Genomic DNA, 24985 nt, shown 5'->3' with positions numbered 1-24985 from the left:
GGACCGAACCCACGTACGTTGAAAAGTCCGGGGATGACTTGTGGATAGGAGTGAAAGGCTAATCAAGCTCGGAGATAGCTGGTTCTCCTCGAAAGCTATTTAGGTAGCGCCTCGCGTATTGCCATTGGGGGTAGAGCACTGTTTGGGCTAGGGGGTCATCCCGACTTACCAACCCCATGCAAACTCCGAATACCAATGAGTATGAGCGCGGGAGACACACGGCGGGTGCTAACGTCCGTCGTGAAAAGGGAAACAACCCAGACCGTCAGCTAAGGTCCCAAAGTTACAGTTAAGTGGGAAACGATGTGGGAAGGCTTAGACAGCTAGGAGGTTGGCTTAGAAGCAGCCATCCTTTAAAGAAAGCGTAATAGCTCACTAGTCGAGTCGGCCTGCGCGGAAGATATAACGGGGCTCAAACTGTACACCGAAGCTACGGGTTTACACGTATGTGTAAGCGGTAGAGGAGCGTTCTGTAAGCCGTTGAAGGTCAAGCTGTAAGGCAGGCTGGAGGTATCAGAAGTGCGAATGTTGACATGAGTAACGATAAAGGGAGTGAAAACCTCCCTCGCCGGAAGACCAAGGGTTCCTGTCCCATGCTAATCAGGGCAGGGTGAGTCGGCCCCTAAGGCGAGGCTGAAAAGCGTAGTCGATGGGAAACGGGTTAATATTCCCGTACCGATGTATATTGCGATGGAGAGACGGAGAAGGCTAGGCCAGCACGGCGATGGTTGTCCGTGTTTAAGGCGGTAGGCTGAGTACTTAGGCAAATCCGGGTACTTAAGGCCGAGAACTGATGACGAGTCCTCTTTTGGACGAAGTGGTTGATGCCATGCTTCCAGGAAAAACTTCTAAGCTTCAGATATACATTGACCGTACCCCAAACCGACACAGGTGGTCAGGTAGAGAATACCAAGGCGCTTGAGAGAACTCGGGTGAAGGAACTAGGCAAAATGGCACCGTAACTTCGGGAGAAGGTGCGCCGGTTAGGGTGAAGGACTTGCTCCGTAAGCTCTGACCGGTCGAAGATACCAGGTGGCTGCGACTGTTTATTAAAAACACAGCACTCTGCAAACACGAAAGTGGACGTATAGGGTGTGACGCCTGCCCGGTGCTTGAAGGTTAATTGATGGGGTTAGCGTAAGCGAAGCTCTTGATCGAAGCCCAAGTAAACGGCGGCCGTAACTATAACGGTCCTAAGGTAGCGAAATTCCTTGTCGGGTAAGTTCCGACCTGCACGAATGGCGTAACGATGGCCACACTGTCTCCACCCGAGACTCAGTGAAATTGAAATCGCAGTGAAGATGCTGTGTATCCGCGGCTAGACGGAAAGACCCCGTGAACCTTTACTATAGCTTCACAGTGAACTTTGAACCTACTTGTGTAGGATAGGTGGGAGGCTTTGAAGTGCAGACGCCAGTTTGCATGGAGCCAATCTTGAAATACCACCCTGGTATGTTTGAGGTTCTAACTCAGGTCCCTAATCGGGATCGAGGACACTGTGTGGTGGGTAGTTTGACTGGGGCGGTCTCCTCCCAAAGAGTAACGGAGGAGCACGAAGGTGCGCTCAGCATGGTCGGAAATCATGCAAAGAGTGTAAAGGCAAAAGCGCGCTTAACTGCGAGACAGACACGTCGAGCAGGTACGAAAGTAGGTCTTAGTGATCCGGTGGTTCTGTATGGAAGGGCCATCGCTCAACGGATAAAAGGTACTCCGGGGATAACAGGCTGATACCGCCCAAGAGTTCACATCGACGGCGGTGTTTGGCACCTCGATGTCGGCTCATCACATCCTGGGGCTGAAGCCGGTCCCAAGGGTATGGCTGTTCGCCATTTAAAGTGGTACGCGAGCTGGGTTTAGAACGTCGTGAGACAGTTCGGTCCCTATCTGCCGTGGACGTTTGAGATTTGAGAAGAGTTGCTCCTAGTACGAGAGGACCGGAGTGAACGAACCTCTGGTGTTCCGGTTGTCACGCCAGTGGCATTGCCGGGTAGCTACGTTCGGACGGGATAACCGCTGAAAGCATCTAAGCGGGAAGCCTCCTTCAAGATAAGATCTCACTGGAACTTAGAGTTCCCTAAAGAGCCGTTCGAGACTAGGACGTTGATAGGTTGGGTGTGTAAGCGTTGTGAGGCGTTGAGCTAACCAATACTAATTGCTCGTGAGGCTTGACCATATAACACCAAAGTGGTTTTGCTGAGATTGTTCCAGACAATCTCGAGTACTTCCTCCATCCATGGAGGTCGTGCACTACAAAGATTTACGATACAAACCAACGGTTTGACCTTGGTTATCGACTACTTCAAAGTCTAATTGTTAAAGATATCAAGTTTACGAACTTGCGTGTTTTGATCAACAGAATCAGAACGAACGCAAACCCGTTTGCTTGACGATCATAGAGGCGTTGAACCACCTGATCCCATCCCGAACTCAGAAGTGAAAAGCGCCATCGCCGATGGTAGTGTGGGAGATCCCATGTGAGAGTAGGTCGTCGTCAAGCTTTTAATTTAAGAAGCCCTGATAGCTCAGCTGTCAGGGTTTTTTTACGTCTGAAGAAAATCCCTCGCCTTGATCTCCCCTGGGGTTCTATCCCCGATCGAATCGGGTCGTACGAGTCATCTGATCGAGAAAGGTACCGTCCCATTGAGTGTGTCTCTGCTCTCATCAAACATCTTTATTTATCTCTTATTTAAATAAATTGCTCTTTTGGAATCGACTCACTGGGTGACGATAAGTACTGCTATTCATATCAATCGCAACCTTGCTTAAAAGAGTTAACACTGATTCAACATTAGGCATCGAGTTTCTAATTTTCAATGTTCTTTTGAAGGCTTTGTTCAGTCGCTCAATCCAGTTGGTGGTGTAAATCATATTTCGGATATCATACTCGAAGCTTAGATAAGTTGAGTAATATGAGAGCCAATATGGATCAGCTAGCCTTTTCATATGAGGGTAGTAGCGCTGCCACCGTTGGGCCACTTGTTGTGCTCTGTCTAGCAACTGTTCTTTTGTATCCTCCCGATTTTCAATTTGAAAAATCTCATTCAAGTCACTGACGACGGCTAGGCGATGCTGCTTTTTGACCTTGTTCAGTATGGATCGCTTGAGATGTAGCACACACTTTTGAATTGAAGCATCAAAGTGCTTTTCTAATGTGCTATCGAGTTCGGTAAGGTTATCGATGACGAATAAGTCTGTTTGCTGCATTCCCCTGTCTTTAAGATCTTGGCAAATCTCATCCCAAAAACTTGATGACTCTGTTGGTGCATTATAGATACCAATCACTTCTCGAGTCATATCAGGTAAAACCGCTAACGCTATGTAATACGCCTCACTGGAGACTCTTTCTCGTTTGGTTTTCACAAACGTGGCATCAAGATATACGATGGGATAATAGCTGTTTAGTGGCCGTTCTCTAAACTCTCGCATTGCATCGGACAAGCTAACAGTAATACGAGAGATCTGGCTTTTTGACAGATGCTGACCGTAGATAGTATGTGTAATGGATTCGATATCACGCGTTGTTAAGCCCTTAGCATACAGCTCAAAACACAACTCATTCAGCGTGTCCGATTGATTCCTCATAATATTGAGTAGTGTCGGCTTGAAGTGCCCTAATCGATCCCTTGGGATTTGCAGTGATAAAGCCTCTCCGATACCAAAGCCATTCACGTTGCGATAGCCATTTGCTTTATTGCCTTGTACAGCAGCCTCAAGATAAGCTGCTCGCTCGGCCTTCATCAGGCTGTTGATCGCCATCTCGAGTAATTTATTGATACCGTCAGGCTGCAAAGTTAGCTGATCAACGGCGGCTTGTATCTGTTGAGTGTTTAGTTTTAAAGTGTCCATAGTCTCTCTTTTGTTAAATGGTTTGTTTTTTGGTCGAAACAAAAACATTTAATGAGAGAGAGGCGCCTAATACAACGTCCTTTACTAGACACACTTCTGGGGACGGTATGTGGCAGACATCCGTAGGATGCCCGAAGGGGATGAAGCGCAGCTTCAGATCATTGTGGTCGTCGCCTTATCGCACTGAGGATGTTTCTGTATCTGCTGTCAGGGCTTTTTTACGTCCGTCGGAAATACTCAGTCTAATTGCAAAGGGGTCGGATCCCTGTACGTATACCAGTTTCCAATCACTGCATACTGTTGAGGGATCTGACCCCTAAGGTTCATCCACTGATAGAATCGGGTCGTACGAGCCATCTCCTGATGGCGATAGCTAAGGTGTCGTAGAACAGGCTTATTCAACTGTTTTATTTGCTTTACTAACAATGCCCAGCTTTTCTCTTACGCCTTCAATAAATTTCGGTGTTAAACGGACATAAGCTGTTACCAAACTAATATCATCAGGATCACGCTTGATGGTAAAACCAATACGTCGGCAGAAGTCGATCATACGTTTGTTTTCAGCAAGCACTGTTCCTTTCATTTCTTTAATGCCTTTGAAGTTTGCGACTAACATTAACCGGCGCATTAACAGGGCAGCTAAGCCATGTCCTTGGTATTCGTCACCTATGACTACAGCGAATTCACAACTTTGATCATCAAAGTTATCACTGAAACGAGAAGCGCCCATCAGTACCTGTTCTCCATTTTTCTCTGTGACAGCAATTAGGGCCATTTCTCGGTCATAATCTATATGTGAAAGGCTTGCGACCATACGAGGTGTCAATTCGGAGATATTGGCAATGAAACGGAAGTAACGACTTTCATGAGAAAGGTTTTTTACAAAGTCAGCCATGGCATTGGCGTCTCTCGGTAGGATCGGACGTATGGTGATTTCTTGGCCATCACGTAGGGTGACTTGTTTCACCCATTGTCTTGGATAGGGTTGAATCGCTAGGTGTTCATAGCGTCTTAGCTTGGCACTGCTTTTCAGACGAGCCGTTACATCAGCAAAGATACTGCCGCTCTCATGTATTCGAACATCAGCCAGTTCTAAGTATTCAAATTCGGGGAGCTCGCAGATCATGGTCGAGAAGCCACGTAGTAAGTCTTCTAACTCAAACGATTCCACTCCTGGGAATGCCCGGTTAATCAGGTCTTTCGATAGGACTGTGTTGATAGGCGGTAAAGCAACCGCTTCAGTTTGGTGATGCCATTGGTTTGCCCCCTCAAGTGATAAGCCAATCGCTGGACCGAACACAGGGTCTCGAAATGCTCGTAAATGAATCGGTGCTTGCAGAAGGAAGTTTGTTTGACGGCGTGTGATTAATCGGAAGTTAAAGAGATCAAATACTTCTTTAAGGTCTTCCGCTGTCGGTGTCTTATTCCCTGCTTTGATTAATTCTTTAAGTTTGGCTCGAGCGGCTGCCACATCAATATTGAAACGAAAGGCATGGCTATCTGGCATTTGCTTGGCAAGCATCTGGTTACGATGGAATTGTACTAAGAACTGGAAGCCTTCAATGGCGGCCTCTGGGGTTCTAAAGGTTGGGATCCCTGCTTCGTTAATACGAGTACGCATCGCCACCATGTTGCCGCCGCCGAGCATACAGACCATGACTAATTTCTTCTGTTTTTTGTGAAGCTGCAGAACTTGATCGTACAGGGAGACCATATTAATGAGTGCTGTTGGGCTTAACATCAGTAGTACTGCACCGCACTCTTTGTCTGCTAAGGCGGCTTCAGCAAGATCGACAAATAGGTCTGCCTCACAGCTTGCCCAAGCAGTTGTCACACTGCCTACGCTGCCACGACCAGCCATAATCCCTTCGAGCTTATTTCTTAGCTCATCATTTGGTGTAAGTAGGTTCACATTGACTTCAGAAGCACGTTGCGCGGCAAGCTCACCTGGTCCTGCACCATTACCAATAATCATTAAAGAGCCATCTTTCACGCGGCGGGCGTTGGTCATAACCGATGCCGCGGCAACCAAGTCATTTAAGCGACGACCTCTAACAGCACCTGTTCGGCTTAAAGCCGCGTCTAAGACTCGAGGATCTGCGCCTACATTATGCTCGGTGACAACTGCAACGGGTTTTGAGCGACTGGCTGCGCGAAGGCTACTTAAGAAGCGGGTAGTCGAGCCAATTTTCTGTAGATACATCAGGATAGATTGGCTTTCGAAATCGTTTGATAGGTAATCCAATACCTGTGAAGGCATTACATCAATTGGGCTACCCATACTAACGACTTGAGAAAAACCAATACCTTGCCAAGTCGCCCAATCAACCAAAGCACTGGCCACTGTGCCCGATTGAGAAAGCAATGCTAGTCGACCAGGTATCGGTTGCGTTAAACCCAACCAAGCAGAAAAACCTTGTTTAGGTCGGCACATGCCGAAGCTGTTTGGGCCGATCAGCCGAACATTGAACTGACGTGAGACTTTCAAAATGGCTTCAGGATTTTCTTGTGATCCAGTGAAGACTAGCAATGCAGGAATAGAGTGCTCGCCACAAAACTCTATAATCTTAGTCAGTGGACGTGGGTCTTCGCCGGCTAGAATGGCTAAATCTGGCGTCTTGCTGAGACTCGAGATAGATTGAATTCTCTCAAACGGCAGCACGCCAACGCTTTCATCGGGCTCTATACCGAGTAATGATGTCACACTACGACGCCCGCCATAAGACAATGCCCTAAGTACTGAATGCAAAATAGGACTGTGTCGATCTTGGCCTGTGAAAACCACGATAGACTGTGGAGCAAGTAATGGCTGCAATGCGTGTTGTGACATGCAAAAATCTCCCTGAGTGGCCTGAAGCGAACATCTTGGCAAAGCCTTTGCTCTACGACAGAGAATGCAATGATGTTTAGCAGTCTAGACCAATGTCGGATAGGCTGCCTAGTGCAAACTGTGGCTTGATATAAAGCAGTTCACGTATTATCGACTTATAGTAGCGTTAGATCGCGACTGGATGAATAACAATAATAGCAGCCCTTGATGTGGGTGTAGATTCTTACGGATACCGATATGAGCACAGCTTACCTAACGCACCCTTTGTGTGAAGAGCATAAGCTTGGGGAAGATCACCCTGAGTCGCCGCAACGTCTTGAAGCCATGCAAAACCGTCTTATTGCTGGACAACTGATGGACTTCTTACGCTGGCGTGAAGCGAATGAGGTGACCATTGAACAACTCAATGCGACTCATGATCCTGATTATGTCGCCTCTATCTTTGCTAAATCTCCAGAAGAAGGTCATATCGAGCTTGATCAAGAAACCTTAATGATGCCAAATACCCTTGATGCGGCGTTGCGCGCTTCAGGTGCTGTTGTGCAAGCGGTGGATATGATCATGAGCGGTGAAGTGCAAAATGCATTTTGTGCTGTACGTCCGCCAGGCCATCATGCTGAATACGATAAAGCCATGGGTTTTTGTCTATTTAACAATATTGCCGTAGGGGCGCGTCATGCAATCAACCAATACGGTATTGAGCGTATTGCTATTGTCGACTTTGATGTACACCACGGTAACGGTACGGAAGACATCTTTAAAAATGACCCCAAAGTGCTGTATGCCTCAAGTTATCAACACCCACTTTTCCCGTATCCAGATCCAGGCGCTTCTCACGATAACATCGTGCATATGCCTCTTGAGAAAGGCTCTAAAGGTGAAGATTTTCGTGTTGCTTACGAAAGTGAACTGTTCCCCGCTCTGGAAGCTTTTAAACCGCAATTACTCATGATTTCTGCTGGTTTCGATGCTTTAGCAGAGGATCCGATGGGGCAGCTTCGCTTGCGCGAAGATGACATTGTTTGGGTTACGGAGAAGCTGATGGATGTGGCGGAGCGGTATTGTCATGGTCGCGTGGTTTCGGTGCTAGAAGGCGGCTACAACACCGATGCACTGGGCCGAGCGGTCTTTAGCCATTTAAAAGCCATCATGAAGATCTAGTTTCACAATCTTACACATCCTAACTTTTAGAAACCGTTTCAGAACGGTTTTGTGATTTTCTGCACTGACAAAACGACTTAATCTCATTATTGCACCAATAGCTAATATTCGGAGGGAGTGATGAGTTTTGTTCGTCTAATCTATGCAAGCCGAGCGACGGTCGAGTTTCAGCCATCGTCCATTCAGTCAATTCTTCAGGCAGCGCGCAAGAATAACAATCAGAACTATATTACTGGCTTATTGTGCTTTAACCAGCGAGGCTTTTTGCAATGTCTTGAAGGTAAGCGAGCTGAAGTCAACCGAACATTTCAGCGAATATTGAAAGATCCGCGTCACGAAAGCGTAGAAATCATCAGCTTTCAATATTCAGAGAAGCGTGAATTTGAAAGTTGGAATATGGGTTATCTTCAGAACAACCAGATTATGCGTGATTTGTTGATGCGTCATACTGGCTCAGCAGAGTTTTTACCGCTAACCCTAATTCCTGAGGATGCTTTTGCGATTTTAAAAGATATCCGAGCTATGATGGAAGAGGTTGCAACAGAAGAAGCTTAGGCGCGATATGCGCCTAAGCTTTTCTATTTTAAGCTGTTTGTAGTGAGGCTGCGCGTGTTTTGCGAGAGTAAATAAACAAACCAATAAACAGCACAAGGCCTGCGCTATCGATCAGAATGTTGTGGTGAGGCCATAGCATCAGAAGAGCTGCAACACCGGATAAAACACGCAGCGCAATGTTCAGCGGGCCTTCCAAATAGCCTTCCATAAAGCCAACAAACGCATATAAGCCAAACAGTGCGAATACGAAAATTCGTAGAACATCTGGCGTCTCGCCACCGATAAAGTTGGTATAAGCCAACAGAAGAGGAACGATGTATAGACCTTTTGCCAACTTCCACGCCATAAAGCCGGTTGCCATTGGTGGAGTCTTAGCAATGGCTGCGGCAGCAAATGCGGTCAAACACACTGGCGGTGTTACGTTTGAGTCCTGAGACAGCCAGAAGATAATCATATGTGCAGACAATAACGCAGCACTTAGCACCGTTGGGTTTAACGCTTGTTCAAGCAATTGACCTTTGAAATCACCTGGTACCTGAGCAATTAAAGCGGTTGCATCAGCTTGACTCATTGGTGCTGATAGCAGGGCATATTTTTCAGGATCGATCAGCATAAAGATGACTTTAGCTTCTTCAGGCAGATTACCTGCCATCACCAAATCAATCAGATGTGACTCAGCAATCAAGTTATACAGGGCTGGTGCAGAAAGCGTAGCCAACACGATGTAGGCTGCCGTTACGGGAAGCCCCATACCCAAGATCAAAGATGCCAACGCAACCAATGCCAACATGATGAACAAGCTGCCATTCGACCATTCTGCAATCATCAATGAGAAGGTATTACCGATACCTGTCATCGCGACCACGTTGACCACCAAGCCAACGGCCACTAGCAGAATCGCGGTGGTCGCCATATTGCGAGAGCCTTGCGCGAGCGCATCAAGTATATCTCTTGGTTTCATTGGGTTCTTAGATAACCAAGACGAGACAATGACCGCAATAATTGCAATACCGGCTGCATACGTTGGCGTGAAACCGTAAATAAGCAGAGCAACCAATACCGCTAGTGGTAACAAGAAGTGCCAGCCTTCTTTAAAGACTTCACCAAAGCTGCGTGTGTCCAATTCAATGGCATGAGCGTGGGAACGCATCGCTTCGACGCGTACGTAGAAACCTACCGACATGAAATACAGCAAAGCAGGTAAGGTTGATACAGCAATGATCTCCACGTATGGAATCTGCGTGTAAGAGGCCATGATAAAAGCCCCCGCACCCATCACAGGAGGCATTAACTGACCACCAGTTGAAGCGGCTGCTTCCACCCCCGCTGAGAACCGAGCGGGGAAGCCTGCTTTTCGCATCATCGGGATTGTGATCACGCCGGTTGATACTGTGTTGGCGACAGAAGAACCAGACACAGAACCCATCAGACCAGAACCTAGCACCGCGACAAAGCCTGGGCCACCGACAAAGCGACCAGCCGCGACGCGAGACAATTCAATGATGAAATCACCGGCACCAGATTTCACCAAGAATGCACCGAATAGAATGAACATGAACACATACGTCCATGAAATGCGGGCAATAGAGCCGAACATGCCTTCTGAAGAAAAGTAGGAGCGGAACATCACGGTCTCAAGGCTCAGGCCAGCGAAACCAAAGATGCCGTCAATGTACGGCCCCCACCAAAACACATAAGTCAGGGCGACGACGATCAATGAGGGAATGAACCAGCCCGTTGTTCGGCGAGTCAGTTCAAGTGCGATAGCAATCGCAATAAAAGACACTATCCAATCACTGGTAACAAAGTTTACCCCGCGATCATAAAGTGCATCTTCAAATAGAATCAGATAAACAGTACAGGCAATGGCGACTAAACCGATGGCAATGTCGAACGTTAACGCTAATCGACGGCCGCCTGCCGTAGTGGCTTTGAAAGCAGGAACCATCAAAGCACAAATTAATGCAAAGCCACTAAAGTGAATGGCTGATACCCACAGTTCAGACAAGGTGCCTAATGTATTGAAGTAAATGTGTGCTAGGGCAAATAGAACCCCCGCCCAGTAAATCAGGCGGCCGGTGGGCGATGCTTCATCGCGCTGCTCAAGTTCTAAGCTTTTTAGCTTGTCCTGCATTTCTTGGTCTTGGCTAATCTGAGTCTCAGACATAGTGTGGCCTATAACATCATCATGATGCGCGTTGCTGCACATCGATTAGTAGTGAAAACATAAGAGGTAAGAGAGTGGCGAGCTCCACCCTCTTATTGGCGTATTATGCCGATAGTGCTCTAAGACTTATTCTGCAATTAAGTGTGCAGGAATCGTTAGACCAGCTTCTTTGTAGTAGCGTGCAGCACCTGGGTGAAGTGGTACTGGCAGACCGTCGATGGCTTTTTGCAAAGACATAGCTTTCGTTGCTTTGTGTATACCATTTAGGAAAGGAAGGTTTTCATAGATGGTTTTGGTTAGCTGGTAAACATCTTCCTCAGATAGATCGTCACGCACGGCTAAGAAGTTTGGTTGTGCGATGGTCTTAATGGCTTTGGTTTGGCCAGGGTAAGTGTTCGCAGGGATTTCAAAGCGTGTCCATAGCTGGAAGTTACCGTTCGCTTGTTTGATTTGCTCATCGGTGAATTCCAAAATGGTAATGTCATCGCCTAGTGCTGCGTAAGCACGAGTGATCGCACTGGTTGGTACACCCGATGGAATGTTCATACCATCAATCGTACCGTTCTGTAGGGCATCTGCTGACGCTGAGTAGCCCATGTAAGCCATGTCTAGGCTATCCGCTGGTACGTTCATGTTGCCAAGAATCGTTAGACCAGACCCTTCAGTACCAGAGTTTTTCGTACCGATAGAAAACTTTTCGCCCGCTAGGTTGTTCATGTCTGTAATCGAACCTGACTTAGCGTATTCAGCGCGTACCACGAATTGCTCAACGTTTTGCCAAAGCATAGAGATCGAACGAAGGTTCTTTTGCGCCCCTTCTTTTTCCATACGACCTGTACCATCCCATGCCCAAGCACCGTATAAACCTTGAAGGATGGCTAGCTGCGCTTCGTTTTCACGTAACAATTTGATGTTTTCGCCAGAGCCAGCTGAGTTAATCGCCGAAATCGACATGCCCATTGTTGGCTCTAATTTCACTTTGGTTAGAGTCGCCAAGGCAACGCCGACAGGGTAAAACGTACCACCAGTCGATGCAGTGGCTAGCACGTATGAACGGTCGTCAGCAGCTTGCGCCAAACCCGCTGTTCCTACGGCAGTACCCATCACCAGTGCGGCACTCATTGCTTTGATCAATGTACGTTTGGTCATCTTCATTGTTTGTTTCCTATCAGTATTGTTTTTATTTAAGAGGACTCTGAAAGAGCATCCTCGCTCTCAGATAACAGAGTATAGGCAAACATAGTGCCAAATGTATTAACAATTGGTAGCAAGCTGTTTTATAAGCACTTTTTAAGTTAAGTGTGGTTGTTTCTTAAAACCTGATAAGCAATTTCTTGCTCATGGGTGTATCGAAACGTAGGCAATAATTTGCTTATGAGTTGTGGTTTGAGGGTGGGATTACAGGGAGAAAGATACATATAAGGAAGTATTTCGCAGAAAAATAAGAAGATAAGCAAATTATTGCCTATCTTCTTAATTGTACGTAACACTCTGAAAATATGAATTAATCTAAATAGTCTGAACGGTTTAAGCCGAACTTGGTCATTTTTTGGTTAAGGGTACGACGAGGTAAATCCAGTTCATCCATGACGGCCTTAATGTTGCCTTGGTGTCGCTCCAGTGCGCGTTTAATAATATCTTCTTCAAAAGCGGCTACTTGAATCGCCAGCGGAAGCGGTTTGTGATCGACCTCTTCAAAAGCGATCAAACTTTGCTGTCCATTGATTAAATCTGCAAGGCTAACGCGATTGTCTAAGGCATATCGAATGGCAATGTTTTTTAGCTCACGAACATTTCCAGGCCACTGGTGAGATCGCAGAATACGTTCATCTTGCGTACTGAGCTGGCGACTTGCTTTGTCTCGCTCGCTGGCGGCTTGGTTGACGTAATGCATAAACAGAAGTGGAATATCTTCTGGGCGTTCTCGCAAAGGCGGCAAGAAAATCTGCGAAACGTTCAGGCGATAATACAGGTCCTGACGAAAGTTCTCGTCTTCTTTAAGGTCTGCTTTGGATGCTGCAATCACGCGAATATTCACGGGGATACTTTGATTTGAGCCTAGGCGCTCAATTTGACCTTCTTGCAGTGCTCGAAGGATTTTGATCTGAAGGTGCGCGGGTGTGCTTTCTATTTCATCCAGAAACAGGGTGCCGCCATCTGCGTGCTCAAATTTACCTATTCGACGTTTAGCCGCTCCTGTAAAGGCGCCGGCTTCATGGCCAAACAGTTCACTTTCTATTAAATGTTCGGGAATGGCACCACAGTTAATTGGTACAAAACGCTTGTCTTGACGCTCACTGAACTCATGTAAACACTGCGCGATGAGCTCCTTGCCACTGCCTGTTTCACCGTAAATGATGACGTTAGTGTCCATGTCTGCAACAGCAAGTAACTCGCGCTTCATGCGCTGAATCGCCGGGGAGATGCCGATAATTTTTGCGTCTAAGCCTGAGCGAGCTGCCAAATCTGTTTGCAGCCTTAAGTTTTCAATCATCAGGCTACGTTTTTCACAGGCACGAAGTAAGGTTTCTACTAGGCGCTCTGGTACAAATGGCTTTTCGATAAAGTCGTAGGCGCCATCACGCATGGCTTGAATGGCCATATCGATATCTCCATGCCCAGTGATCAGAATAACGGGCAGATCAGGAATACGCTCATGGGCCACCTGCATCAACTCTAATCCGCTCATGCCTGGCATTTTGACATCCGTGAGCAAAATGCCACGAAACTCTTCGCTTAGAAAAGGCAACGCTTCTTCAGCATTGCTGGCGCTGATCACCTCTAAGCCTGCCATTTGCAGCCACTTTTCGGTGGCTTGGCGAATCATAACTTCATCGTCAACGAGTAAAACGGTGCCGCGTGTTTGCATGGGGGACTCTTCTATTATTGTTCTATCTATTGGCTTTGTTGTGCACTGGGCAACAAGATGAGAAAAGTTGCGCCGCCGTGAGCGTTGCGCTGAGCTTGGATACTGCCATTTAGGTCTCTAATGATGGCCGCAACAATAGCCAGTCCCAAGCCTAAGCCATTTCCCATCGATTTTGTGGTGTAAAAGGGCTCGAACAAGTGTTCTAACTGTTCATCGTTAAAGCCTGGACCATTGTCTTCCACACTCAATTGGATCTTATCATCTGAGACGCACTCACTCTGAATTAGAATGCGTTTATCCGTTTGCTGATGCAAAGCATCACAGGCGTTATTAATCAAGTTTACCAAGACCTGTTCTAAACGCACATTATCACCGAGCACGTAATGAGAGTCAGAGACTTTGTCGCATTCTAACGTGACATTTTCTTCGGTCAATCGTGTTCTCAGTAGCGTAAATGATTGATTGATCGCTGTAACCAATTGAACCGGCTGAACATTCTCTGGCTTCTTATAGGCAAATGTTTTGAGCTGAGAGGTAATAATGGCCATGCGTTCGGTGAGATCGTCTAAGGTCGATAGGTTCTCTTTTACCATAGCGGGATCGCCGAGAAGTTGTTTACTGATGGCAATGTAGGTGCGCATAGCCGTGAGCGGCTGATTTAACTCATGGGCAATGGCCGTCGACATGCGCCCAAGAGCCGCCATCTTGCTGGTTTGAACCAACTCCTGTTGGGCATTGCGCAGAGCTTGTGTACGCTCCTCGACCTTTTGTTCCAGTGACTCATTTGCTTGGAGTAGCGCTAAGCGGGTCTCTTGCTGGGAGAGGTGCTTAAGATGGCGTTCTCGTAAAAACAACAGCAGCACACCTAATATCCAAAGACCGGCTATGGTAATCGCTGCAACGAGATCGGCATAACGCTCATCCAGCCGAGCTGAGACCAAAGAGGTGAAGGTCCAGCCCAAATCGTCAAGGCGCACTTGATGGCTCATATAGTGTTGCTGATTAAAGGTCCAAAGCTCGGCATGAGTGCCATTACCTAATGTAATTGAACGGATATCGGCAAGGTCTGAGAGCGAATACTTGAGCCAGTCTTGTGGGCTGGCGATGAAAATACGTCCTTGATCGTCACTGATGGCGTACAACTCCTCCACTGGCGTATCTAAAATCAGATTTTCTAAATCAATGCGAACGATGGCCGCACCAATAAAGTCAGAGCGATCGTAAATCGGTGCGGATAAATAATAAAAAGCCTGCTGTCGGCTTTGATGATCATAGAAACGCCCTTCTTCCCCTTTGGCTGCAAACTGGAACACTGGCAGCTGGGCAAATTCATCTAGCCTTAAGGCTTGTTGGTCTCGCCAATTACTGTAGGCCACTGTATGACCGTTTTTATCGACAATGAATAAGCCCGATGCCCCCGCAACTAGGCTAGTTTGTTCTAAATAGCGTGAGACTTTTGTGGCTTGAGCTGCATTGTTGGAGAGGGCGCTGTTTTGTAGAAGTTCGACCACATCCTCATTTTGCGTCAATAGAAATGGCAGGTAGTGGTAGCTGTTGAGAGCGCCTCGTACGCGATGAATTGACGCTAATAAACGATCGGACACTTCCGCATGTAAGGCCTGATAACCAAGGTCTTTGGTAAGTTTGCCTGCTCCGATTCCCAATACAATCGAGACTAGAAACCAAGCAATGCCCAGCCAAACGATGCGTTTATTGGTTTTCAGAGTCATGTGTTTGTCCTAATGCATGAACCAAAGGTCACACAGCATACAATAGAACGCAGGAAAGGTGCGTACCTTCCGATGCAGATGATAGGGTCATCAGAAGGTATACGAGGTGTATTATTTTACTTTTGCTGGGTTTGATGCCTTATCCCAAGAGACCTGTTCCGGCGCTTGTTGGCTGTCTTCGCGGAAGAAGTACGCGTTTTTAGGTCCGGCAAACACGATTTCACCACGTTTGACTGGGTTACGAGCGTAATCCGCATGGCTTAAATCTGCTTCCCAAATTTGCTCAGATTGCCATTCATGGGGTTCAAGTTCTACGCGCACTTCGGGACCAATTGGGTTCACTGCTACAACGCGAAGCGGCAAGTTTGCGACAGTCGTTGCGTCTGTGTACAGAGCAAGCTCGTGGGAGCGTATGTACAGTTGGCCATTGGTAAGTGGCACATCACTACTTGGGGCACTGATCCACGCTTGCTCGTTGTTTAAACGAGATTGCTCGAGCTTGCCGTCGAACACATTCACATTGCCCAAGAAATCAAACACAAAACGGCTGTTTGGCTGAGCATACAGTTGTGCAGGCTCGTCCACTTGTTCAATGTGCCCGTTGCTCATCACCACAACGCGATCCGATAGTTCCAACGCTTCTTCTTGGTCGTGGGTTACGAAGACACTGGTGAAGCCGATTTCATCGTGCAAACTGCGTAACCAGCGGCGTAGTTCTTTACGTACTTTGGCATCTAGTGCGCCAAATGGCTCATCAAGAAGTAGGACATCAGGTTTAGTCGCCAAGGCACGAGCCAAGGCAATACGTTGCTTTTGACCACCCGATAGCTGAGAAGGATAGCGGTTGGCAAGATGCCCCAGTTGCACCATTTCTAACAAATGCTTAACGCGCTGTTGGATTTCAGACTTATTAGGGCGCTGTTTCGCGTCCATGACCTCAAGGCCAAACGCTACGTTGTCAGCGACCGTCATATGACGGAACAGAGCGTAGTTTTGGAACACAAAGCCCACATGACGATCACGCACGTGCAAGTTCGTGACATCGCGCTCGCCAAATTGGATACGACCAGAGTCCGCCCCTTCAAGACCTGCGATGATGCGCAGCAGAGTGGTTTTGCCAGAGCCTGATGGGCCTAACAGACCAATCATTTCGCCTTCGTCGATGTTCAATGACAGCGGTGACAAAGCTTGGAACTGGCCGAATGTTTTGGAGATGTTTTCTAAGCGAATACTCATGTTGTCACCTATTAATGTGTCGATTCTGCTTTATGGGCACGCTCTTGGCGCCACTCAATAAAGGCTTTGAAAATCAAAGTGATCAAGGCGATCACCGCCAGCAAAGACGCGCTCGCAAACGCGGCCGTGGCTTGGTAATCCTCGTATAACAATTGAATATGCAGTGGCAGAGTGTTGGTCTCACCACGAATATTGCCTGACACTACGGATACGGCACCGAACTCACCCACTGCGCGTGCATTGGTCAGGATCACACCGTATAAAAGCGCCCACTTGATATTTGGTAGTGTCACACGGCGGAACAGTTGCCAGCCCGATGCACCTAAGATCACCGCTGCTTCTTCGTCTTCACGGCCTTGCTGTTGCATCAGCGGTATCAGCTCACGGGCGACAAACGGACAAGTGACAAACACCGTGACCATGACAATGCCCGGCCATGCAAACATCAGCTGTAGGTCGTGCTCGAACAGCCAAGCACCGATCCAACCGTTGTTGCCGTACAGCAATAGATACAGAAGACCTGCGACCACAGGGGAGACCGCAAACGGGATATCCATTAAGGTCATTAAAAGTTTACGACCAGGGAATTCAAAGCGTGTCACCGACCAAGCCAGCAGCACACCAAACACCAAGTTAATCGGCACAGTTAGTAGCGCGACGAACAGCGTTAAGCCTATCGCGTGCAGCGTGTCTGGATCGCCAAGGCTATCCCAATAAACAGCCAAACCATCGACGAATGCCTGCTGAAAGATGCTGATTAAAGGCACTACCAAAAGCACTGCAGTCAGTACCAAAGTTAAGCCAATCAGCGTGTATTTTACCGCAGGGCTGTCGCCCACACGTTGTTGATGACGTTGTCCAGATGCCATGTTGTTTCCTCCGAATTAACGTCCGTGCAAGCGTTTTAGGTAACGCGCTTGCCAAATGTTGATGGCGAACAAAAGTACCAGCGAAGCGATCAATACAACGGATGCGATGGCGCTTGCGGCAGGAAAATCGAACTCTTGTAAGCGTACAAAGATCATTAACGAAGTGATCTCACTGATGTAAGGCATATTACCTGCGACGAAAATGACCGCGCCAAACTCACCTAAGCTTCGGGTAAACGACAATGCCACACCTGTGACCAATGCGGGCCAAAGTGAAGGTAAAATAATGCGACGAAATACCGACCAATCCGATGCGCCAAGGGTAATGCCTGCTTCTTCTTCCTCGGGCGCTAGTTCTTCTAGTACTGGCTGCACGGTACGTACTACAAAGGGAATACTGGTAAAGGACATCGCTACCACTATTCCAAGTGGCGTGTAAGCCACCTTGATGCCAAGCTCCGCCAGCAATTGGCCGTACCAACCGTTTTCCGCATAAAGCGTAGCCAAAGTGATGCCTGCCACGGCAGTTGGTAGGGCAAAAGGTAAATCCACCAGTGCATCCAAGATGCGCTTACCGGGAAATTCGTAACGCACCAATACCCAAGCCAGCAACAAACCAAATAAGCCATTGAACACCGATGCAATCACCGCCGCCCAAATGGTGACCTTGTAACTGGCCACGACACGCTCATCGGTAATGACATACCAATATTCAGACCATCCCATATTGGCGGTTTGCATGACCAGACCAGTCATGGGTAATAGCAAAATTAAACTGATAAAAAACAGCGAGCTGCCGAGGCTTAATCCAAAGCCGGGTAACACCCGCTTATGACGAGGCTTGGCGCTGGCAACACTTAACGTGGTGGACATGGTCATCGCTCCTTGGCGAAATCAGTCGAGTTATCCAAGTCTTAGAAACGCAAACGCCGGACGCATAGCGCCCGGCGAGAAAAGCTAACAAAGTCAGTTAATTAGCGACGCTGAAGCTGATCTAACTGCTTACCGTTAGCGAAGATGTTTTGCATCGCTTGAGGCCAACCACCGGCGATTTCTTCAACGGTTAGTAATTTTACTTCAGGGAAGCGGTCAGCAACTTCTGCTTTCACCACATCGTTGTGCACGCGGTAGTTAAAGCTTGCCAGTAGACGCTGAGATTCTTCGCTGTATAGGTAGCTTAGGTACTCAGTCGAAACGTCTAGAGTGCCATTTTTCTTAGCATTACGCTCCACAACTGCAACTGGGAACTCCGCTAGGATCGATGTTTTTGGTACCACGACTTCATAGTCATCCACCCCGTATTGCTGACGGATATTGTTTACTTCAGATTCGAAGGTAATCAATACATCACCGATGCCACGTTCAACGAACGTTGTGGTTGCGCCACGGCCACCTGTGTCGAATACCGCAACATTGGCTAGGAAGGTTTTCAAGAAACCTTTTTGTGCCTCGGTGTTGTCTTTACCGAACTGATCTTGAGCATAGCCAAGTGCTGCAAGGTAAGTGTACCGACCGTTGCCCGAGGTTTTCGGATTCGGAAATACAAGACCTACGTCTTCCTTCGCTAGATCACCCCAATCATGGATGTTTTTAGGGTTACCTTTACGTACTAGGAACGCTGTCGTTGAGTAGTATGGTGAGCTGTTGTTTGGCAGCTTTTGTTTCCAATCTTCAGCCACTAAATTGCCACGATCTGCCAAAATTTGAACGTCAGTGACTTGGTTAAAGGTCACCACATCCGCAGGCAGACCTTGCAGGATAGAACGTGCTTGCTTGGACGAGCCTGCATGAGACTGTTTAATTTCAACCGTTTGGCCCGTCTTCTCTTCCCAGTGCTTTTGGAACACCGGGTTGTAGCTTGCGAACAACTCACGGGCAATGTCATAAGACGTGTTTAAGATGGTTTGGTCGGCTGCAGAGGCATTCACTGCAGAACCTAAAAGCAGCGCACCCGCGACTGACTTGATCTGTTTAAACTTAAATTTCATGGGAATACCTTTCGATAAATGCGAATCATTAATAATTAGCAAGTATCTTATTTAAAAGATTTAGTTATTACAAGATCGAAAAATGGAAGATTTTGGAATATAGGAATAACGTTTTTCGATGAATCTACTGTAATGATCAAAAATGAGTTTAGGCTGATTAGTTACATTGTGTAATATTGCAGGAAATAAGGATATCGAATTGGCAGATAGAGTTCATTTTGATTTTTTAGAGTTGATTGAGTTAACTGGTTGCCCCCTGCTTTAATACCACGGAAGGCTTTGAATCTCTTGCTTAAAATAGAGTTCATATGTCCTTTTCGTTGGTGTAAACAGACGAAAAATATAATGAGGCAACACATGAAAAAAATAATTAGCAGTTCTTTATTTGGTATCTCCGTCCTTTGCTCATCTTTTGCGGTACAGGCGACCACAATTACTGTGACATCCCAGCTCCCTGAAACGCATCCTGTTAGTCAAAACTGGATTGATTTTGGCAAGTTAATTTCGGAGAAGTCGAATGGTGATCTAAGTATTCAACTTTTCCCATCTGCTCAGTTGTTCAAAGATAAAGAGGTGCCTGAGGCTGTGGGCTCTGGAGCGATTAATGCCGGCTCTACCTTCATTGGACGTTTTGCCGGATCAGTGCCTGCTGTGGATGTTATCGCAGTTCCGTTTATTTTTAACGACGAAGCACATATTCGAGCGTCGGTTGCACCGGGCTCTGACCTTCGTAAAGCGATAGATAGCAAGATTTTAGAAGAAACAGGTGCTCGTGTACTGTGGTGGCAAGCTTTTGGCCGAAATGTGTATCTAAGTAATGATGAACCAATTGTTGAGCCTTCTGATATTGAAGGCAAGAAAGTACGTACCTACGGTAAAGTTCATGGTTGGACAGCAGAAGCTTTAAATGGAGCGCCAACTTTACTGTCTGGATCTAAGCAGTTTCTTGCTTATCAACAAGGTGCTGTAGATGTTGGTATGACTGGCGCCTCGGCAGTGAAATCACGAAAACTATATGAGGTCATGGATAATATGACGCTGACCTTTGATAGCGCGATTGAGTTCGTTGCAGTGATTAATAATGACCTGTATGAAAGCTTGTCCAGTGACGAACAACAAGTCATAAACGATGCAGCGAAAACGGTTGAGCAGCAACTACGAGATAAAGTCTATTCGGAAGAATCCGCAACAGTGGATGAAATGAAAGACTATATGAATGTGGTTGAGCTGACTGAAGCGCAGCGTACAGCGTGGCGAGAAGCGACTCAGTCTGTGGTTGATCGCTTTGTTAAAGAGACTGGCGAGACCGGTGCGGAAGCCGTACGAGCTATTCGATCAGTACAGTAGAAGTCCATTTGCGTTAGGGAGAATTCTTCCTAACGCTTTCAATTTTATCTAGGAGTTACACATGTTTTCGCGTGTGATGAATACAGTTTCCGAATGGACTGGGAAATTGTGTGCTTGGAGCTTGTTTGCAGTAGGCTGCTTCATTACTTACGAAGTTGTGATGCGTTATGTATTTAACGCGCCAACCGTTTGGGTAGATGAAGTGAGTCGTGTTTTGATGGTTTGGTCAGTATATTTGGCGGCGGCTTTCGCTTTGAAACATCGAGAAGTGATTGTTATCGATTTGGCATTTCGTACGCCGGGAACCCTAGGGCGTCGACTTTGTGATAGCTTCGCAATTTTATTTATGTTCATTTTTGCTTCAGTAGCATGTTACTTCGGGTTTGAGTTATGGCTGAAGTCTACTTTGGCGGGACATACTACCGATACTTATCTGGCATTGCCAAAGTGGTTCACCCATGCCCCAGTATGGCTCGGATCGGGCTTGTTGATATTTCAAGGCATTGTTGAACTGCTAGAAATTTGGTTACCCACCCACAATAAATCATCTATAAGTCAGGGTGGGGCGCACTAATGGAAGCATTATTTATTCTTGTGGCGTTGCTTGCGTTGTTGGTACTTCGCACTCCTGTAGCGTTTGCTCTAGGTGGTCTTGGTATTATTTTATTGGCGCTCAAAGGACTCCCAATGGTAGGAGTTCCTCAGCGTTTATATGGAGCAATGGATAGCTTTGAGCTTCTTGCTGTGCCAATGTTTCTATTAATGTCTAACGTACTTTTGCGTGGTGGTGTTGGTCGAGATCTTTTTGCTGGTGTTCAAGCTTGGGTGGGACATTTTCCCGGAGGACTCGGTGTTGCCACCATCATGTCCTGCACCTTGTTCTCTGCGATCTCTGGTTCATCGGTAGCGACAGCTGCTACCATCGGTACGATTGCGATCCCTGAAATGGTTAAGCGTGGCTATGATCGGAAGTTTGTATTTGGGATGCTGGCTGCAGGGGGGACTCTAGGCATTTTGATTCCACCATCAATACCGTTGATTATCTACGGTATTGTTTCGGAGTCTTCGATCAAAACTCTATTCTTAGCGGGTGTGGGCCCTGGATTGTTCTTGGCTACGGCGTTCATTGTTTACGGTGTCTTATTTGCGCGCCTTTCCAATCATTATCAACCGATGCCAAAAGTTGATTGGGCTGAGCGTAAACGGGCGACTTTAATGGCCTTGCCTACGATTCTATTGGCTGTATGTATCATAGGTTCGATTTATGCGGGTATTGCGACACCGTCAGAAAGTGCGGGTCTAGGCTTTGTACTAGCATTAATCATGACTTTCGCAATGGGGCGTATGAATTGGACTTTATTGAAAGAAAGTGTGGAAAGCACCCTTAAAACCACAGTAATGGTGATGTTAATCGTTGCTGGCGCAAAGGTGTTTTCTTATGCGATTACTCTTTATATGTTACCGCAAACCATCAGTATAATTTTAACGCAAAATATCTCTAATCCTGGGTTGTTTATTTTAGCTGTGGGGCTAGTGCTGTTCTTGATTGGATTTTTCTTAGAGAGCCTCTCAATGCTGCTGATCATGGTTCCCGTGTTGCTTCCAGCGGTACTGAATATGAACATAGATCCTATCTGGTTCGGAATATTCTTTGTTGTGTTAATTGAAACTGCGTTGATCACACCGCCGGTAGGGATGAACTTATTTATCATCCAGGGGGTTGCTAAAGCGTCATTGGAAGATGTTGCAAAAGGTGCTTTGCCGTTCGCAATCATAATGATTTTAACAGCAATTCTTCTTTGGTTCTGGCCAGACTTAGCTCTATATATTCCTTATCAGCTCGCTCGATAATCTTAATACCGGCATCTAATTATTTAAGATGTCGGTATTTTTTTATAACGATACTTCTTAGGCAATGCTGCGCACAAATTCTAATTAACCTGTCACTCTGCGAAGTTAGTGAACTCTAGGAGTGAAGAGGTTTGATGTAGATCGTGAGATGCACTTATCTCAAAAGCGACATCTATGAAATTTGTTATAGTGAGCTTACTGAGAGGAGATCTCATGAATTTATCACCACAAAAACTCATTGTATTGATTGCCTTGAAGGTCATCGTTCTAACCTTAATCACTTTTGCCATTGTGCTCTGGGCGTAGCATTACGACAGGTATTGATTGGTTTCGACAATTTGTTTGAAGTAGTTGAGGGTGCTTTGCCAGCCTTCTTTTTCTGCTTCAATAGCGTACTTGGAGGCAGCTTCAAATGTTTCTGTTATGAGGACACCATCAGCAGTCTCAGAGAAAAAGATAGCGACTTGCCTTCCATCTGTTAGGGTGTATTCAATTCGTTGTAGTAGCTTGAGGCGGGTAAAGCGGCCAGAGAAGTTGAAGCTATGAGTGCCAGTCTTTGACTCCAGGCGATAGTCAAAAAGCCCACCTTCATGCAAATCAATCTCTGCTTTTGGGCAGCACCAATCATCAGAGGCTGCATTCCATTGTTGAATCACAGCTGGCGTTGTCCACGCTTCCCAAACATTTTCTATCGGGGCATTAACAGTTGTTTCGACGGTGATTTGCATACTCGGCATCCTTCCATTGATTTGCACTGTAAAATTTATAGATGAGATTTTTACCTCTGTCGAGCAAAGAGATGTGAATAATATGGACATAAAATGAATTTATAGATTTAAAAAATGCAGTACCTCTTGATTAAGTTAGTATTGAGGTTTAGTGTACTAGTACATTGATACATCAAGGTACGCCTTTGTGCATAATTTGATTCATTACTTTTTAGACACCCCAGATGCTGAGGCGATGGCGCAGAAGCTAAACGCTTTACTCACGCCCAATGAGATCAGCGAGATGCAGCGCCGTTTGCAGATTTTTGCGTTGCTAGAAGAAGGTGTGTCCCAACGAGAAATTGCCAAACAGCTAGGTGTGGGGATTGCGACCGTAACCCGTGGTTCCCGCGCTTTAAAGGAATTAAAAGATCATGAGTAACCTTCCGCCACGCATTGAGCTGCCACGTAAGCCTAAATACGTGACCATCAGCTCGGACTGTGACTTTTTCGGCATGTTTAAGAAAGTCGAAAAGCAATTTGCCAACTGCTTTATGTTGGAATCCTTAGGTGAAGAGAGTTATATCTCGCGCCATTCCATCATTGGTTTTGACCCTGAAAAATTGCTGTGGGCAGAGGGTAATACCCTATTTATCCAAGAGCGTGATGGCGCGACTGAATCTTACGAATCGGATAATCCCTACTACTTGCTACGCAGTATTGTGCCGCAGAACATTATTTCCCGTGGCTATGCTGGTGGTCTAACCGGTTACATCGGCTACGATGCGATGAACTACTTTGAGCCAACGCTCAATCTACAGACCAGTGATATGTTCGACGGTTTCCGCTTTGGTTTATACAAAGACGGTTTAATCTTGGACAAAATGACGGGACAGGTTTTCTACTTCTATTATGACGAAGACCGTTCTGAATTAGTACAAACCTTGCTAAAAGCACCTGTTCCAGAGAACGGCCCATTGGTCGTCACCCCAGCGGGTGAATCTATGAGTCGTGAAGAGCACGCGCAAGCGGTGGCTAAAGTGAAGCAGGACATCGTCGACGGTAAAATTTTCCAAACTGAAGTGGGCTTTAAAAAGTGGTTTGATCTGGATGGTGACACCATCGGTATCTATGAACAGATGCGCGAAGTGAACCCATCACCACAGATGTATTACATTAAGTTTGGTGAACAAAAGGTTATTGGCGCGAGTCCAGAATTGCTGTTCCGTCTGCGCCAAGGTGAAATGGAAACCTTCCCGCTAGCAGGTACAGCAAAGCGTGGCGTCGATGAAAAAGAAGACGTGGCGCTGGCCCGTGCTTTGTTGAACGATCCTAAAGAGATCGCCGAGCACAATATGATCGTTGACTTGCACCGTAACGATATCGGTCGTGTGGCGCGCTTTGGTACCGTTAAAGTACGCTCTTTGATGGATATAAAACGCTTTAGTCACGTGCAGCATATTTCCAGTGAGATCGTGGGGATTATCGCCGACGATCAGGATATGTTCTCCGCATTAGCCAGCAATTTCCCTGCGGGTACCTTGACTGGTGCACCCAAGATCGAAGCCATGAAGATCATCGATGATATGGAAGGTGACGGCCGTGGTCCTTACGGTGGCGCGGTGGGGCAGTTCTCTTTTAATGGTGACTGTAACTTTGCTATCCCGATTCGTACCGTGTTCGCAAAAGGCAATAAAGCTTATGTACAAACCTGTGGCGGTAACGTCTATGACTCCAATGCAGAAGGTGAGTACGAAGAGATTCAACGTAAATTTGCTGGCACCAAGCGCGTGCTAGATCAATTCGCACCAGCGCAGTAAGGGCTTAGC

Annotated in this window: 18 protein-coding genes and 2 rRNA genes (1 of these 20 running past the window's edge); 9 read left to right on the top strand and 11 right to left on the bottom strand. The window is 46.7% G+C overall.

From position 1 onward, the window contains the following. Nucleotides 1–2173 (top strand): 23S ribosomal RNA (locus ACXAC1_RS04930) (it extends 714 nt beyond the left edge of the window). Between the two features lie 209 nt (nucleotides 2174–2382). Next, a 5S ribosomal RNA gene (gene rrf / locus ACXAC1_RS04925) occupies nucleotides 2383–2497 on the top strand. Between the two features lie 185 nt (nucleotides 2498–2682). On the opposite strand, the gene ACXAC1_RS04920 is transcribed toward rrf, so the two are convergent. Beyond that, nucleotides 2683–3846: an IS256 family transposase gene (locus ACXAC1_RS04920; RefSeq protein WP_475058256.1), complete on the bottom strand. Its 1164-nt coding sequence runs from the start codon at nucleotides 3844–3846 to the stop codon at nucleotides 2683–2685. A gap of 394 nt (nucleotides 3847–4240) precedes the next feature. Beyond that, nucleotides 4241–6676 carry a bifunctional acetate--CoA ligase family protein/GNAT family N-acetyltransferase gene (locus ACXAC1_RS04915; protein ID WP_475059455.1) on the bottom strand — a complete coding sequence of 812 codons (2436 nt, stop codon included), beginning with the start codon at nucleotides 6674–6676 and terminating at the stop codon, nucleotides 4241–4243. Nucleotides 6677–6913: 237 nt separating this feature from the next. On the opposite strand from ACXAC1_RS04915, the gene ACXAC1_RS04910 reads away from it, so the two are divergent. Together ACXAC1_RS04910 and ACXAC1_RS04905 are read left to right on the top strand one after the other, a co-directional pair. After that, nucleotides 6914–7837 (top strand): histone deacetylase family protein, encoded by a 924-nt coding sequence (locus tag ACXAC1_RS04910; protein ID WP_475059453.1) that lies wholly within the window; start codon nucleotides 6914–6916, stop codon nucleotides 7835–7837. Nucleotides 7838–7957: 120 nt separating this feature from the next. Further along, nucleotides 7958–8392 carry a BLUF domain-containing protein gene (locus tag ACXAC1_RS04905; protein WP_475059451.1) on the top strand — a complete coding sequence of 145 codons (435 nt, stop codon included), beginning with the start codon at nucleotides 7958–7960 and terminating at the stop codon, nucleotides 8390–8392. Nucleotides 8393–8420: 28 nt separating this feature from the next. On the opposite strand, the gene ACXAC1_RS04900 is transcribed toward ACXAC1_RS04905, so the two are convergent. The 8 genes from ACXAC1_RS04900 to cysP form a co-directional block, all read right to left on the bottom strand. Next, the gene (locus ACXAC1_RS04900) at nucleotides 8421–10559 is read right to left on the bottom strand and encodes a TRAP transporter permease (protein ID WP_475059449.1); all 2139 of its coding nucleotides are present in this window, start codon (nucleotides 10557–10559) and stop codon (nucleotides 8421–8423) included. 126 nt (nucleotides 10560–10685) lie between these two features. Beyond that, nucleotides 10686–11714 carry a TAXI family TRAP transporter solute-binding subunit gene (locus ACXAC1_RS04895; protein ID WP_475059446.1) on the bottom strand — a complete coding sequence of 343 codons (1029 nt, stop codon included), beginning with the start codon at nucleotides 11712–11714 and terminating at the stop codon, nucleotides 10686–10688. A 349-nt stretch (nucleotides 11715–12063) separates the two neighbouring features. Beyond that, entirely contained in the window at nucleotides 12064–13428 is a 1365-nt protein-coding gene (locus tag ACXAC1_RS04890) for a sigma-54-dependent transcriptional regulator (protein WP_133561910.1), read from the bottom strand. A gap of 26 nt (nucleotides 13429–13454) precedes the next feature. After that, nucleotides 13455–15158 carry a sensor histidine kinase gene (locus tag ACXAC1_RS04885; RefSeq protein ID WP_475059444.1) on the bottom strand — a complete coding sequence of 568 codons (1704 nt, stop codon included), beginning with the start codon at nucleotides 15156–15158 and terminating at the stop codon, nucleotides 13455–13457. Between the two features lie 111 nt (nucleotides 15159–15269). After that, entirely contained in the window at nucleotides 15270–16394 is a 1125-nt protein-coding gene (locus ACXAC1_RS04880) for a sulfate/molybdate ABC transporter ATP-binding protein (protein WP_475059442.1), read from the bottom strand. 11 nt (nucleotides 16395–16405) lie between these two features. After that, a complete protein-coding gene (gene cysW, locus ACXAC1_RS04875; protein ID WP_475059440.1) occupies nucleotides 16406–17263 on the bottom strand; it encodes a sulfate ABC transporter permease subunit CysW in 858 nt (285 codons plus the stop codon). Nucleotides 17264–17278: 15 nt separating this feature from the next. Then, the gene (cysT, locus tag ACXAC1_RS04870; protein ID WP_228191443.1) at nucleotides 17279–18136 is read right to left on the bottom strand and encodes a sulfate/thiosulfate ABC transporter permease CysT; all 858 of its coding nucleotides are present in this window, start codon (nucleotides 18134–18136) and stop codon (nucleotides 17279–17281) included. A gap of 101 nt (nucleotides 18137–18237) precedes the next feature. Further along, nucleotides 18238–19251 (bottom strand): thiosulfate ABC transporter substrate-binding protein CysP, encoded by a 1014-nt coding sequence (gene cysP / locus ACXAC1_RS04865; RefSeq protein WP_475059437.1) that lies wholly within the window; start codon nucleotides 19249–19251, stop codon nucleotides 18238–18240. A 357-nt stretch (nucleotides 19252–19608) separates the two neighbouring features. On the opposite strand from cysP, the gene dctP reads away from it, so the two are divergent. The 3 genes from dctP (at nucleotide 19609) to ACXAC1_RS04850 (ending at nucleotide 22449) form a co-directional block, all read left to right on the top strand. Further along, nucleotides 19609–20598, top strand: a complete 990-nt coding sequence (gene dctP, locus ACXAC1_RS04860) for a TRAP transporter substrate-binding protein DctP (protein WP_475059434.1) — start codon at nucleotides 19609–19611, stop codon at nucleotides 20596–20598. 61 nt (nucleotides 20599–20659) lie between these two features. Next, a complete protein-coding gene (locus ACXAC1_RS04855; RefSeq protein WP_475059432.1) occupies nucleotides 20660–21172 on the top strand; it encodes a TRAP transporter small permease in 513 nt (170 codons plus the stop codon). Further along, entirely contained in the window at nucleotides 21172–22449 is a 1278-nt protein-coding gene (locus tag ACXAC1_RS04850) for a TRAP transporter large permease (RefSeq protein WP_475059430.1), read from the top strand. The genes ACXAC1_RS04855 and ACXAC1_RS04850 overlap by 1 nt, the downstream gene beginning before the upstream one ends. Before the next feature lie 308 nt (nucleotides 22450–22757). On the opposite strand, the gene ACXAC1_RS04845 is transcribed toward ACXAC1_RS04850, so the two are convergent. Then, the gene (locus ACXAC1_RS04845) at nucleotides 22758–23177 is read right to left on the bottom strand and encodes an SRPBCC domain-containing protein (protein WP_475059428.1); all 420 of its coding nucleotides are present in this window, start codon (nucleotides 23175–23177) and stop codon (nucleotides 22758–22760) included. Nucleotides 23178–23412: 235 nt separating this feature from the next. Between ACXAC1_RS04845 and ACXAC1_RS04840 the strand changes: the two genes are divergently transcribed. Further along, on the top strand, nucleotides 23413–23598 hold the full coding sequence (locus ACXAC1_RS04840; protein ID WP_233402319.1) for a Trp family transcriptional regulator: 186 nt from the start codon (nucleotides 23413–23415) through the stop codon (nucleotides 23596–23598). Continuing rightward, the gene (locus ACXAC1_RS04835; protein WP_228191447.1) at nucleotides 23591–24976 is read left to right on the top strand and encodes an anthranilate synthase component I family protein; all 1386 of its coding nucleotides are present in this window, start codon (nucleotides 23591–23593) and stop codon (nucleotides 24974–24976) included. Before ACXAC1_RS04840 ends, ACXAC1_RS04835 begins: the two co-directional genes overlap by 8 nt. Nucleotides 24977–24985: the final 9 nt, after the last annotated feature.

The organism is Marinomonas sp. AWM4_232, from assembly GCF_056158325.1.
This window is presented reverse-complemented; position numbering and strand designations above follow the sequence as displayed.

What these genes read in the sequence shown, in the direction of transcription:
- ACXAC1_RS04920 (WP_475058256.1), bottom strand. Translation starts at nt 3,846, where the DNA reads ATGGACACTTTAAAACTAAACACTCAACAGATACAAGCCGCCGTTGAT.
- ACXAC1_RS04915 (WP_475059455.1), bottom strand. Translation starts at nt 6,676, where the DNA reads ATGTCACAACACGCATTGCAGCCATTACTTGCTCCACAGTCTATCGTG.
- ACXAC1_RS04910 (WP_475059453.1), top strand. Translation starts at nt 6,914, where the DNA reads ATGAGCACAGCTTACCTAACGCACCCTTTGTGTGAAGAGCATAAGCTT.
- ACXAC1_RS04905 (WP_475059451.1), top strand. Translation starts at nt 7,958, where the DNA reads ATGAGTTTTGTTCGTCTAATCTATGCAAGCCGAGCGACGGTCGAGTTT.
- ACXAC1_RS04900 (WP_475059449.1), bottom strand. Translation starts at nt 10,559, where the DNA reads ATGTCTGAGACTCAGATTAGCCAAGACCAAGAAATGCAGGACAAGCTA.
- ACXAC1_RS04895 (WP_475059446.1), bottom strand. Translation starts at nt 11,714, where the DNA reads ATGAAGATGACCAAACGTACATTGATCAAAGCAATGAGTGCCGCACTG.
- ACXAC1_RS04890 (WP_133561910.1), bottom strand. Translation starts at nt 13,428, where the DNA reads ATGCAAACACGCGGCACCGTTTTACTCGTTGACGATGAAGTTATGATT.
- ACXAC1_RS04885 (WP_475059444.1), bottom strand. Translation starts at nt 15,158, where the DNA reads ATGACTCTGAAAACCAATAAACGCATCGTTTGGCTGGGCATTGCTTGG.
- ACXAC1_RS04880 (WP_475059442.1), bottom strand. Translation starts at nt 16,394, where the DNA reads ATGAGTATTCGCTTAGAAAACATCTCCAAAACATTCGGCCAGTTCCAA.
- cysW (WP_475059440.1), bottom strand. Translation starts at nt 17,263, where the DNA reads ATGGCATCTGGACAACGTCATCAACAACGTGTGGGCGACAGCCCTGCG.
- cysT (WP_228191443.1), bottom strand. Translation starts at nt 18,136, where the DNA reads ATGTCCACCACGTTAAGTGTTGCCAGCGCCAAGCCTCGTCATAAGCGG.
- cysP (WP_475059437.1), bottom strand. Translation starts at nt 19,251, where the DNA reads ATGAAATTTAAGTTTAAACAGATCAAGTCAGTCGCGGGTGCGCTGCTT.
- dctP (WP_475059434.1), top strand. Translation starts at nt 19,609, where the DNA reads ATGAAAAAAATAATTAGCAGTTCTTTATTTGGTATCTCCGTCCTTTGC.
- ACXAC1_RS04855 (WP_475059432.1), top strand. Translation starts at nt 20,660, where the DNA reads ATGTTTTCGCGTGTGATGAATACAGTTTCCGAATGGACTGGGAAATTG.
- ACXAC1_RS04850 (WP_475059430.1), top strand. Translation starts at nt 21,172, where the DNA reads ATGGAAGCATTATTTATTCTTGTGGCGTTGCTTGCGTTGTTGGTACTT.
- ACXAC1_RS04845 (WP_475059428.1), bottom strand. Translation starts at nt 23,177, where the DNA reads ATGCAAATCACCGTCGAAACAACTGTTAATGCCCCGATAGAAAATGTT.
- ACXAC1_RS04840 (WP_233402319.1), top strand. Translation starts at nt 23,413, where the DNA reads ATGGCGCAGAAGCTAAACGCTTTACTCACGCCCAATGAGATCAGCGAG.
- ACXAC1_RS04835 (WP_228191447.1), top strand. Translation starts at nt 23,591, where the DNA reads ATGAGTAACCTTCCGCCACGCATTGAGCTGCCACGTAAGCCTAAATAC.